The following is a 12,309-nucleotide window of genomic DNA, read 5'->3' on the forward strand; positions in this document are numbered from 1 at the left end:
CGGGGGGCGGGAAGGCAGGAGCTACTCGTCTCGGATCTGCTCTTCGATCCGCGCCTCTTTGCCGGATCGGTCGCGGAGGTAGTAGAGCCGGGATCGGCTCACCGCGCCCCGACGGACGACATCAATCTTCGCAATTCGCGGTGAATGGAGGGGAAAGATTCGCTCGACCCCAACGCCTTCGGACACCTTGCGGACCGTGAAGGTCTCATTGGCGCCGGAGCCCCGACGCCGCAAACAAACGCCCTCGAATTGCTGAATGCGCTCTTTTTCGCCCTCGACCACGCGGAGGTGAACGTTCACCGTGTCGCCGGCGTCGAACTCGGGGACGTGATCCCGAAATTGCGTGGCCTCGACGACATCCATCAAAGTGGTGGACATGGCGGAATAATGTCTTTTGAGTGGGAGTACAGGTTGAAAAGCAGAGCAGAGTGGACTCCTTAGGCCCTGTGGGCGGGAGCCCTACGACGCCTCTGCATCCTCGGCGTCGGGAAGGAGATCTGGACGACGATTTCGGGTTTTCTCTAGGCGCTTCTCATCGCGCCAGCGGGCGATGCGCTGATGGTCTCCTGAGCGAAGCACCTCTGGAACCTCCATGCCCCGGAACTCAGCGGGGCGGGTGTACGCCGGTGCCCCGAGGAGGCCGTCCTGGAACGAGTCCGTGAGGGCCGAGGAGCTGTCTCCGAGTGCCCCGGGAAGCACCCGAACGACCGCGTCAATGAGGACGAGGGCGGGGAGCTCTCCTCCACTCAACACGTAGTCGCCGATTGAGAGTTCGCGGGTCACAAGTTGGTCCCGAACCCGCTGGTCGATGCCCTCGTAGTGCCCGGCAATAAGAATGAGGTGCTCGTTCAACGAAAGCTGGTTGACGGTTGACTGGTCGAGACACTCCCCGTCGGGCGTCAGATACACTATCTCGTCCGCTTCCCCCTCAGCGTCCGCGATCGCCTCGACGCCCCGAAACACCGGTTCCGGCTTGAGGACCATGCCGGCCCCGCCGCCGAAGGGACGGTCGTCCACTTGGTGGTGCTTGCCGGGGGCATAGGTGCGAAGGTCGTGGACGCGAACGGTTGCCACGCCCTTCTCCTGGGCACGCTCCAAAATGCTGTGGCGCAGGGGCGCATCGACCAGCCCCGGAAGCGCCGTGAGAACGTCTATTCGCATAGCGGCAGCAACGTACAACCACAACTTGTGGGCGGCCCGTCTACCCGATCAATCCATCGATGGGACGTACGGTAATCTGGCCGGCGTCTTCGTCGATCTCGAGCAGGAAGTCTTCAACGACCGGGATCATCGCCTCCTCACCGTCGGACGTCCGAACGACGAGCATGTCCTGGGCCGGCATCTCCATGTAGTTGGCGATGGTGCCGAGGACTGTGTCGTCCTCGGCGACGACTTCCATCCCGATGATGTCGTGCACGAAGAGCTCTCCTTCCCCCAGATCAAGGGCCTCTTCGGGGGCGAAAACCTTGTGCTTCGCGACGGCTTCCGAGTCGTCCCGGGTTTCGATCCCCTCGACCCCGAGAATCACCGTCGTGCCCCGCTTTGTCTGCTGATACCGGACGGACTCGATCGCGTGCTTCGTGACCCGCCGGGGGTGCGGACCGAGAAAGACAAAGGGGAGCGTCTCGAACCGCGCGGGGTCGTCGGTATGCTCCGGATCAATCTTCAACTCCCCCTCCATGCCGTGGGGACGGAAGACGAATCCGATCTGCACCAGGGTTTCCGGCGGGACATTCGCAAGGTCAGGGGTCGAGTCGGCCGGGTCAGGCCCGGCGGCGTCTGAAGCGGCCATCGCGCACGAGAGGAAGGCTCTTCGCTCAAGTTACTCGTCCTCCACGTCTTCGTCGTCGGCAGACGCCTCGGGGCCGTTCGACTCATCCGACTCCTCCCCGGTCGTATCTTCCTCCGTGGACTCGTCTTTGGCGTCCGTAGGAGCGTCGTCGGTCTCGTCCACCGCCTCCGTATCTTCGCCCTCGGCGTCCTCCTCGGGCGCCTCTTCCTGGACCACAGACAGAGGGGTCGCCTGGGCACGGAGGCGCGCCTCCTCGTCGATTTCCTCAGCGCGCTCGCGCTCCTTCTCCAGGGGATCTTCGCCGCGGCTTTCGACAACCATCTTCAGATCTTCTCCCTGATCGGCCATGCGGGCGCGGAATTCCTCGACGGCCTCCTCAATTTTGTCCGGGGCTTCCCCCTTGTTCTTGAGGTGGTGATGCAGCAGCAGCCCCCGGCGATGCAGGATGGAACGCACAGTGTCACTCGGCTGCGCACCATTTTCGAGCCAGTAGAGGGCCCGGTCCTCGTCGAGGCGAACCTCAGCCGGTTCGCGGAGCGGGAAGTAGCGGCCAACGTCTTCGATGTAGCGTCCGTCCCGAGCGTAGCGCGAGTCGGCAGCCACGATCGAGAAGACCGGAATTTTTTTGCGCCCCATACGGCGCAGACGAAGCTTAACAGACACGTCGGTGGTCGGTGAGTTTCAGTTCAAAGGTCATGAGCAAGTGTAGGCGAGTGCGGCGCCCCGAGAAAGCCCCCGACGGGAAAATGGGCGTCCGTTACCGAGGGCTTCGGCTCCGGCCACCGCCCCCTCCCGTGAGGCGGTCCATGAGGTTCGACATGCTGACGTCGCGCCCCTGGCTCGTCAGCTTCTGCATCGTCTTCATCATGTCCTTCATCTCCTCGAACTGGCTGATGAGCTGGTTGACGTCCCGAACCTCTGTGCCGCTGCCGCGGGCGATGCGGCGACGGCGTCTCCCATTCAGGATTTCTGGGTGGGACCGCTCCTCCGGAGTCATGGACTGAATGATGGCCTCGATGTGGGTAAAGGCCTCCTCATCGATGTCGAGGTCGCTGATCTTGTTGCCAACTCCCGGGATCATGCCCAGAAGTTCCTTGATTGAACCCATCTTCTGGATTCGCTGCAGCTGGTCGTAGAAGTCCTGCAGGTCAAACTCCTCGGACCGAATCTTTTCCTGGAGGCGCTCGGCCTCCTGCTGATCGTACTGCTCCTGGGCACGCTCCACAAACGAGACCACGTCGCCCATGCCGAGGATGCGCTGGGCCATGCGGTCGGGATAAAAGGGCGTAAGGGCGTCGAGCTTCTCCCCGGTGGAGGCAAACTTGATCGGCTTGTTCACGACGGTGCGAATCGAGAGGGCCGCCCCGCCGCGCGTGTCGCCGTCGAGCTTGGTGAGGACGACGCCGTCGTAGTCGATCCGCTCGTTGAATTCCTTGGCGGTGTTTACGGCGTCCTGCCCTGTCATGCTGTCGACGACGAAGAGGGTCTCGTCCGGCTCAACAGCGGCCTTGATGTCGGCCACCTCCTGCATCATCGCCTCGTCGATGTGCATGCGCCCCGCCGTGTCGATGATTACAACGTCGCGGGCCGTTTTGCGAGCCTCCGTGACTGCCTCGTCGGCGACACGGACCGCGTCCTCGACAATTTTCCCCTCGTCCTCGATCGAGTAAACCGGAGTGTTCACTTCGTCGGCCAGTTTCCTCAACTGGTCGACGGCGGCGGGCCGATAAACGTCGGAGGCCGCGAGCAGCGGAGCATGTCCCTGCTTTCGGAAATAGCGGGCAAGCTTGGCGCAAAACGTTGTCTTTCCCGACCCCTGGAGCCCCGCTACCAGAATGACCGTCGGGGGAGTCTGTGCCATCTCCACCTCCTCGTGCTCTTCCCCGAGCACGCGGGTCAGCTCGTCGTGCATGATCTTGGTGAGCTGCTCCCCCGGCGTGACGGACGTGAGGACCTCCTCCCCCGTGGCCTTTTCTTTGACGTTGTCGGTGAATTCCTTCGCAACACGGTAGTTGACGTCCGCGTTCAGAAGGGCACGCCGGATTTCGCGCATCGTTTCGGCGACATTTACCTCTTCGATGCGGCCCTGGCCCGTAACGGACTGCAAGGCATCTTCGAGCTTCTGGGAAAGGTTCTCAAACATATCGGCGTTGCGTCGTCTCGTCACCCGTGTACGTGATGCGCAGCATAAGGCCCCACAACGTTGAACCCTCAGACTAACTTCAAGGCTCGCGATTGATCGAGCCGGACGGCGTCCTGAGAAGAGATTGCTCCTCCCGCCCGTGGGACTGAGGATTACCGCCGTGAACAATTAGATCCATTAGAGCAACGGCGGCCTCAGTTTTGTTTGGGGAATAACCGGCTAACCGGTCCATATACGTGCGAAGGACCTGAGGTCGATCCCATTCTTGAGGGGTGTTCATCCATAATTCGCCCCCTACAGTTCAGAGATTGAAGGGGGATGTAACAATGCTTCGGGCAACACGCGTTGAGGAACCGGCCCGGCAGTAGAAACGGGATCGATTGATGAGCTCGCACCGTTCGACGCATGCATTATCGTGGCTGGATCGGCGAGCCCTGATGACTTCCCCTGTAGCTTCGACATCCAAGGAGGAGTGGCGCGCTCAGTTTCGGACATACCGCCGCTCGTTGAATTCCGCGGCCTACGCAGCGCGAAGCGGACTGATCGTGCACCGTACCCTGGGGCTCCCCGTCGTCGCCGACGCGCAGGTGGTGCACTGCTACTGGCCCCTCAGCGATCGGGGAGAGGTCGACACCCGGCCTCTCATTGCCGGGCTTCGCAGCCGGGACACCGAGGTGGTCCTTCCCGTCATCACGAGTTTTGACCCTGCCCAACCCACCCTCGAGCATCGCCGCTATGCGGGTCCCGGCGCCCTGGAAACGAATCGGTGGGGCGTTTGTGAACCTACGCACACGGACACAATCGCCCCTGATGCTCTGGATCTCGTGCTGGTCCCTGCCCTGGGGGCCGACCACAACGGAACACGCATCGGCCAGGGCGCTGGCTACTACGACGCATTCCTCGAATCCGTTGCCTGCCCCTGCATTGCGCTGGTGTACGAGGCCTGCATCACTGCCTCCCTCCCCAGCACGGCCCACGACGTTCCGATGACAATGATCGTCTCCGAGGACGACATCTACCCCGTTGCAGACTGAATCTTTTTTCCTCTACGGCCCACACGTTCTTCCACACGCAGCCCTCTCAGTTATGGCCAGTCGCGAGCGCTCCCGTTCCCGGCCCTCTTCGGACGAATCGACAGACTCTTTCGAACAGCCCAGTGCGTTTGAGGTCGGGGAAACCACCCTGGACCTGGACGACGTGTCCGACGAGGAGCTGGAGGCCCTCTATTTCGACGAGGATTCGGACGAGTCGGGCCTCTTCAACCTCTCCAGCATGGCCGGCCTCACCCTCATTCTGGCCGGAACTCTCTACCTGCTGATCGAGCTCGGCGCCTGGTCCGGACTGGCGTTCTCGGGCGCCATGGTCCTGCCCTGGCTCGTGGGCATTGGGGCCATTCTGCTCGGCTTCGGGCTGCTTACGTGGCAGTCCTCCGATGCGTCCGACGCGTCCACGTTCCGAAAGAAGGCAGTGGACGCTGAGACCGGCAAAACCAAGGTGGTCGAGGAACCGAAAAAGTCCGACCGGAACAGTCTGACCCGTTCCCGGACGGACAAGAAGCTTCTCGGGGTCTGCGGCGGAATCGCGGAATATCTGAACCTCGACTCGACCCTCATCCGCATCGCATTCGTCGTGGGCGTGATTGGGTCCCCCCCCGGTGCGTTCGTGCTGGCCTATTTGGGGCTCGCGTTTGCGATGCCGAAGGAGCCGCCGCTGACCCCGGAGGAGCGGCTCTCGATCATTCGGGACGAGGTGGACGACGCGTAGCTTGGCCTTACGCTTCTACGGGCTCCGGCGCAGTGCCCGCAAGTGCCTCCTGAATGGCGTCCGGATCGAGATAGCGCCGCACCGCGGTGTTGACTTCGTCGAGCGACAGCGAACGGATCTCCTCGGGGAAGCGGTCCAGATACGAGAGGTCGAAGCCGCGTTCCGCATTGGTGAGGATGGACTGAGCGAGGCGTCGAGTCGTCGCGAGGCCGACGGTGTAGGAGCCCGTGATGGTGGTCTTCTTTGCGTCCAGCTCGTCTTCGGTCGCTCCCTCTTCCACGAACCGGCGGATGACGTCCCTCGTCGCGGCGATGCCCTGATCGAGCGCGTCGTGACTCAGGGTGATTTTCGTCTGCCAGGAGCCGGTGTAGCGGGTCGTGACGCCGGAGAGGCTCGATCGGATGCTGTAGGTGAGCCCCATTTCGTCCCGCACCACGGACATGAGCCGGGCCGCGAAATTGCCCCCAAGAATGTAGTTTCCGACGTAGAGGGCCGTGTAGTCGTCGTGGTCCCGGCGAAGCGGAAGGGCGTGCCCCAGCCGCACGTCGACGTTCGATTTGTCGGGCATCGGGACGACGCGGCGCCCGGACTCGGTAGGTGCGGCCTCGGTGTCATAGACCTCGGGGGCGTCGTGGGGGGACCATCCCTGGAACGCCCCGTCGACGACCGACGCCACCGTCTCGTGGTCCAGGTCGCCGACCACGGCCAGGGTCCACTCCGTAGCCCCGAAGTGGGTGTCGTGGTAGTCGCGTATGTCCTCGATAGTAAGGCGCTGCAGGCGCTGCAGGACCGACTCCGGCGAAGGTCTGTGATTGGGATGGCCCTCAGGAAAGAGCTGCTGGGAGAGGGCTGTGGAGGCCCGGGCCGAGGTCTTCTCCATCCGACGCTGTACGTCGGCGGCCACCTGTGCGCAGGCCTTCTCAAATTCCTCCGGGTCGAACGCGGGCGTCCGGAGCATCTCCGCCATCACGTCCATCACCCGTGGCAGATCGTCGGCCAGGGCGCGCCCCGACACCTCCACGAACAGTCCGTCGCTCGACAGGTCGAGCTTCGCGCCGCAGTCTTCGAGCACGCGGGCCAACTCAAACCGATCGCGTTGCTCCGTGCCTTTGTCCAGCAGCGATACCGTGAGCTTTTGCCGCAGGGGATCTCCGGCGGCCGGGTCCGGATTGGCCACGAAGGATCCGCGCCACGAGACGATGTCCTCGACTGAGGTCCGGAGCGTGAGCAGTCGGCCCGGCTCTACCGTACGGTCTCGGATGCGAGGCGCGAGGTTGGGGGAGGGGCTCGACTCTCGATCTGTAGACGTTTCTGACATGTTCGACCTGGATCAATGGAAAGAGGAAATCGGGAGCACTCTATCTGTGACGCGCAGATCCGAGAGGCGTGACTCCTTTCTGCTCCTCGTCGCACGCCGCACGGATCACGGTTCACGCCTCACTCTTCGCTCGGCACGTACCAGCCTACGGTGCTCGTCTCGCTGGTCAGGTACTCTCGCGCCACTCGCTGCACATCATCGACGGTGATGTCGTCGAGGCGATCTAGATACTGGGTGTAGAGCGTCCAGTCGCCGGCGGCGAGGGCTTCGTTGAGCTGCGACGCAACCCGCATGGGTCCGTCGCGGTCGAACGCGATCTGCGCCCGGAGCTGGCTGCGGGCCCGGTCGAGCTCCTCCTCCGTCACGCCGTTCGTCTTGATGTCTTCAATGGTGTCTTCGATGGCCCCCTCAACCGTCTCATGGTCCTGGTCGGGGGCCAGGTACGCAAACACGGAGAAGAGGCCGGGATCCCGGAGCCGGAAGTTGATGCCGAACACGTCGCTCGTGAGCCCCTGATCGGTGCAGCGGCGGTACAGGCGGCTGCCCTTGCCCGAGGCGAGAATACGGGCCAGCACGTCGAGGACGTCGGACTCGGCGTTGAGGGCCGGGGGTGACTTGAATCCCATGAGGACCGCCCCGAGTTGGCCGTCCTGACGGACGCGGACCCGACGCTGTCCGGACTGCTCCGGCTCATCGGTGGTCACCTGCGGGATGTCATGGGCGGCGGCGTCGATGGGCCCGAAGTGGTCGGCCACCTGCGACAGGGCGGCGGCCCGGTCAAACTGCCCCACGATGGAGAGTGTCGCGTTGTTGGGCCAGTAGAAGGTGTCGTAGTATTCTCGAAGGCCCTCCGCCGTGATGTCTTCGATGTCACTCTTCCACCCAATGGTGGGGTGGTGGTAGGGATGGGCCACGAAGGCCGCGCCCCACACCTCGTCGAAGAGTCGTGAGACCGGATCATTCTGCTTGCGGTCCCGCTCGTTGAGAATCACCGTGCGCTCGTCCTCGACGTCCTGCGGGTCGAGGAGTGCCCCGCGCATCCGGTCGGCCTCGATGTCGAGGGCGAGGGGCAGGTGCTCGGTGGGCAGCATCTCGAAGTAGTTGGTGCGGTCGAGCCAGGTCGAGGCGTTCACCTTGGCCCCCACGCGCTGGAGCGTTTCAAAGATCGAGGTGCCCTCCCGTTTGTGGTAGCGCTCGGTGCCCTTGAACATGAGGTGCTCCAACATGTGGGTTGCGCCGGTGTGGCCGGTGCGCTCGTTGCGGCTCCCTACGTGATAGGTCACCATGCTGGTGGCAACGGGCGCTCCCTCCTGCGGGAGCAAGAGGATGCGGAGGTCGTTCGGGGCGAGGCGATAGCACTCAATGCCGTCGGAGGCCTCTTGAAACTCAACGGCGGCGGGGAGGTCGCGGGGCGGAGCAGAAATAGTCTCTGTCATGCGGGAATGGGGAGTCCGAAAAAGAGATTGATGTTCAGTCCAGAAGGGTCGAGGTGTGAAACGTGAGGCGTGAAAAACGTGAGGCGTGAGACGTGAAGCGGGCTGCGTAGAGAGTTACAGGGTGCCCACTTCACGCATCACTCATCACTCTTCACGCGTCACTCACCACTCTCAGTGCGCGTCGAGCCAGTCGTCGCCCACGTCGATGTCAACGACCACGGGCACGTCCTCCAGGGGCAGGGCGTCCTGCATCTCGGTCCGGATCAGTGCCTCCACGTCCGCCACTTCGTCCGGCGGGACGTCAAAGACAAGCTCGTCGTGGACCTGGAGAAGCATCTCCGTCGCCCAGGATTCGTCGGTGAGGCGGTCGTAGATCCGGTTCATCGCAATCTTGATCATGTCCGCCTGGGTGCCCTGAATGGGCATGTTGACGGCTACGCGCTCGGCGGCACTTCGCTGATTGCTGTTCGAGCTGTCGATGTTGGGCAGGTAGCGGCGGCGTCCGAGGAGGGTCTCCGCGTAGCCCTTCTCCCGGGCTTCTTCGACCAGCTCGTTCAGCAGTTTTGAGACGCCGGGATACGATTGGCGGTACTGCTTGATGATGTCTTGCGCCTCGTCGACCGGCATGCGCATGCGCTGCGCGAGGCCCCAGGGCGAGATGCCGTAGGGGATGCCGTAGTTCACCTCCTTCGCCTTGCTGCGCTGATCGGGGGTCACCTCCTCTGGATCCAGGCCGTAGACGCGCGCTGCCGCGTCGGTGTGAATGTCTCCGCCTTCCCGAAAGGTCTCCTGCATGGCCTCATCGCCACTCATGGAGGCGAGGATGCGGAGTTCGATCTGGGCGTAGTCGGCGGCGAGGAGTTTCCACCCCTCGCGCGGAACGAACGCCCGCCGGATCTCCCGACCCAGCTCGGTGCGGATGGGAATGTTCTGGAGGTTGGGATCGCTCGACGAGAGACGGCCCGTGGCAGTTCGGGTCTGGTTGAAGCTGGTGTGGAGACGCCCGGTCTCGGGGTGAACGAGCTCCCCCAGGCTATCGAGGTACGTACTTTTCAGCTTGTAGGTCGACCGCCAGTCCAGAACCAGGCCTGGGATCTCGTGCTCGGTCGAGAGCTCTTCCAGAACACTCTCCTTCGTCGAGCGCTTGCCCGTAGGCGTCCGGGAAACGACCGGCAGGTCGAGCTTATCGAACAGGATCTCGCCGAGCTGCTGCGTGGAATTGATGTTGAACTCTTCCCCGGCAAGCTCAAAGATTTCTTCTTCAATGTCGTTCAGACGCTCCTCCAACCCCGCGGAAATGTCGTCGAGGACCGCCTGATCGAGTCGAATGCCGGTGTGCTCCATGTCTGCGAGCACCTGGACGAGCGGAAACTCGATGTCTCGGGCAATATCGAGAACGTTGCTCTCCTTCAGCTGCGCTTCCAACTCCTCCACCAGGCGAAGAGCAATGTCGGCGTCCTCGCAGGCGTAGGGGGCCGCCTCCTGCACGTCCACCTCGCGCATCGACTCCTTGTCGGTCTCGTCCCCGATGAGCTCGGAGATGGGGACCATCTTGTAGTTCAGCACGGACCGCGCCACGTCCCCGAGGTTGTGGTTCTCCTCGGGAGCCACCAGGTAGTGTGCCACCATGGTGTCGAAGAGCGACCCGCCCACGTCCACGCCGTGCTGCCGGAGCAGGAGGAGGTCGTACTTCAAGTTGTGCCCCACCTTTCGGGTATCGTTCTCCAGCACAGGCCCCAGCACATCCAGCACCTCGTCGGTCGAGGTGCCGTCGGGGAGCGGCGTCGGCACGTAGGTGGCCGCCTGCGGGGTCCAGCTGAAGGAAAAGCCGACGAGGTCAGCGTACATCGGCTCCTTCGAGGTGGCCTCCGTGTCGACGGCGTACCGGGGCTGCCCGTCGAGCCGGTCGGCAAAGTCATGGAGCTCGGCCTCCGTCTCGACCACGTTGTAGTCGACTGCGTCTGGATCGAGCTCTTGAACCTCCTCGTACGGCCCGAAGTCGAATTCGAGGGCCGGGTCTTCTTCCTCCTCGTCATCCTCGGTGTCCCCCTCCAGATCGAGACGGTCGGCGAGCGACTCGAATTCCAGCTCCCGGAAGAGGGCCGTGAGGGCCTCTTCGTCGGGCTCCTGTCGTCGCAACTGGTGCCAGTCGAGGCCGACGTCAAGCTCTGTGCGGATGCGGACGAGGCGCTTGCTGAGGCGGGCCTCCTCGGCGTGTTCTTGCATGCCCTCCCGCGCCCGCTTTCCACTCAATTCGTCGGCCTGCTCGATCAGGGTCTCCACGGAGTGATACTCGCGCAGCAACTTCTGCGCCGTCTTCTCACCGATGCCGTACACCCCCGGTACATTGTCGCTGCTGTCGCCCATGAGCGCCAGCATGTCCACAAACTGGGCGGGGTCGAGGCCGTATTCCTCCCGGAACGTCTCCCCTGTCTTGATCTCGAAGTCTTGGTCCCCTTTGGCCGGCTTGTAGATCGAGACCTTGTCGCTGAGGAGCTGCTTGAAGTCCTTGTCGGGCGACACGATCACGACGTCCGCCCCGTCCGCCTCGGCCTGCGTCGCGAGGGTGCCGATTACGTCGTCGGCCTCCACCCCCGGCACCTCCAGCACCGGAATGTCGAGCCCCTTCACGATCTCCTTGATGTAGGGAATGTTCTCCAGCAACTCGTCCGGCGGCGGGTCCCGATTGGCCTTGTAGTCCTCGTACATCTCCTTCCGGAAGGTGTCCTCCTCCCCCTCGTCGAACACCACCGCGGCGTGCTCGATGGAATGGTCCTCGATCAGCTTCAGAAGCGAGTTCGTGAACCCGTAGGCCGCGGAGGTATTCTGGCCTTTCGAGTTGATGAGGGGGCGACTGATGAAGATGTAGTGCGCCCGATAGGCCAGCGACATCGCGTCGATGAGATACAGCGCATTGTCGTCCGGGGCGGCGTCGGGCGTGGCCATGCTGGGCGATGTACGGTGGCGGGAGAGACGGTGCGTCGGCGCCCACCGCTGGGGACCGGGGGCCGACCAATGCTAAAAACCACTTCGTTTAATGCCCAACAGGAGGACGAGATTCGGGGTCATCCCCGTCAAGACTGTCCGTGTTCTATTGTTGCTGAATTCTTCCAGACCTGGAGTCACCGGGATCCACTAGCGGCCGAAAGCGGTACACCTGCCCGATTCTGGTCGTTCCTTCTTCCCCTCCACTCTCTGTGCGCACATGAGGCTCCTTCTCTTCGACATCGACGGGACGCTCGTTCGGGTGAACGGACGCGGCCGCGAGGCCGTCAACGAGGCCCTCTCCTCGATTACGGACCATCCCGTCTCTCTGGACGGCGTGCCCTTTTCTGGCCGGACGGACCCGGCGATTATCAAAGCAGTGCTGGATCACAATGACCTGCCCACGACCGACACGATGATCGAGGAGGTCCTCACGACGTACGTGGAAACCATGCGAGGAGTCCTCAGTCCGGCGGACGTGGAGGTACTGCCGGGGGTTGCCGACCTGCTGCAAGAGCTTCACGCCCATTCGGACGTGCGGCTCGGCCTCGTTACAGGAAACGTTGAGCCCATTGCCTACGAGAAGCTCGCCGTACATGGCCTGGACGACTACTTTTCCATCGGGGCCTTTGGCAGCGACCACGCGGAGCGAAACCGGTTGCCGAAACTGGCCACCCAACGTGCCACTGACCACATGGGCCGTCCCGTTCGCCCCGCTGAGCATGCCGTGGTTGTCGGCGACACGCCGCACGACATCGAGTGCGCCCGAGCCGCCGGGGCTCACGTCGTGGCCGTCTGCACTGGCCGCTACGGCCGCGATGAACTGTCCCTGCACGACCCCGATCTGCTGCTCGACACCCTTCCGGCCGTA

General features: G+C 63.2%; 11 protein-coding genes. 3 read left to right on the plus strand and 8 right to left on the minus strand.

What is annotated here, in order from left to right:
* Positions 1-21: 21 nt before the first annotated feature.
* From rplS to ffh, 5 genes are all read right to left on the minus strand, one after another.
* A complete protein-coding gene (gene rplS, locus ABEL04_RS03060; protein ID WP_375800912.1) occupies positions 22-378 on the minus strand; it encodes a 50S ribosomal protein L19 in 357 nt (118 codons plus the stop codon).
* A gap of 81 nt (positions 379-459) precedes the next feature.
* On the minus strand, positions 460-1,161 hold the full coding sequence (gene trmD, locus ABEL04_RS03065; RefSeq protein WP_375800913.1) for a tRNA (guanosine(37)-N1)-methyltransferase TrmD: 702 nt from the start codon (positions 1,159-1,161) through the stop codon (positions 460-462).
* Positions 1,162-1,201: 40 nt separating this feature from the next.
* Positions 1,202-1,792: a ribosome maturation factor RimM gene (rimM, locus tag ABEL04_RS03070; RefSeq protein ID WP_375800914.1), complete on the minus strand. Its 591-nt coding sequence runs from the start codon at positions 1,790-1,792 to the stop codon at positions 1,202-1,204.
* 30 nt (positions 1,793-1,822) lie between these two features.
* Complete coding sequence (rpsP, locus tag ABEL04_RS03075) at positions 1,823-2,455, minus strand: 30S ribosomal protein S16 (RefSeq protein ID WP_375800915.1); 633 nt, start codon at positions 2,453-2,455, stop codon at positions 1,823-1,825.
* 94 nt (positions 2,456-2,549) lie between these two features.
* On the minus strand, positions 2,550-3,935 hold the full coding sequence (ffh, locus tag ABEL04_RS03080; RefSeq protein ID WP_375800916.1) for a signal recognition particle protein: 1,386 nt from the start codon (positions 3,933-3,935) through the stop codon (positions 2,550-2,552).
* A gap of 437 nt (positions 3,936-4,372) precedes the next feature.
* Between ffh and ABEL04_RS03085 the strand changes: the two genes are divergently transcribed.
* Both ABEL04_RS03085 and ABEL04_RS03090 read left to right on the plus strand, forming a co-directional pair.
* Positions 4,373-4,969: a 5-formyltetrahydrofolate cyclo-ligase gene (locus ABEL04_RS03085; protein WP_375800917.1), complete on the plus strand. Its 597-nt coding sequence runs from the start codon at positions 4,373-4,375 to the stop codon at positions 4,967-4,969.
* 52 nt (positions 4,970-5,021) lie between these two features.
* Positions 5,022-5,699 (plus strand): PspC domain-containing protein, encoded by a 678-nt coding sequence (locus ABEL04_RS03090; protein ID WP_375800918.1) that lies wholly within the window; start codon positions 5,022-5,024, stop codon positions 5,697-5,699.
* A gap of 7 nt (positions 5,700-5,706) precedes the next feature.
* Here ABEL04_RS03090 and ABEL04_RS03095 read toward each other — a convergent pair whose 3' ends face one another.
* The 3 genes from ABEL04_RS03095 to polA form a co-directional block, all read right to left on the minus strand.
* Positions 5,707-7,017 (minus strand): M16 family metallopeptidase, encoded by a 1,311-nt coding sequence (locus ABEL04_RS03095; RefSeq protein WP_375800919.1) that lies wholly within the window; start codon positions 7,015-7,017, stop codon positions 5,707-5,709.
* 119 nt (positions 7,018-7,136) lie between these two features.
* Entirely contained in the window at positions 7,137-8,453 is a 1,317-nt protein-coding gene (locus tag ABEL04_RS03100) for a M16 family metallopeptidase (RefSeq protein WP_375800920.1), read from the minus strand.
* Between the two features lie 171 nt (positions 8,454-8,624).
* Positions 8,625-11,399 carry a DNA polymerase I gene (gene polA / locus ABEL04_RS03105; RefSeq protein WP_375800921.1) on the minus strand — a complete coding sequence of 925 codons (2,775 nt, stop codon included), beginning with the start codon at positions 11,397-11,399 and terminating at the stop codon, positions 8,625-8,627.
* Positions 11,400-11,658: 259 nt separating this feature from the next.
* Between polA and ABEL04_RS03110 the strand changes: the two genes are divergently transcribed.
* Positions 11,659-12,309: HAD hydrolase-like protein (locus tag ABEL04_RS03110; protein ID WP_375800922.1), on the plus strand; the 651-nt coding region annotated here is incomplete at its 3' end.

It is taken from the genome of Salinibacter sp. (assembly GCF_042218895.1).
Lineage (GTDB): Bacteria > Bacteroidota > Rhodothermia > Rhodothermales > Salinibacteraceae > Salinibacter.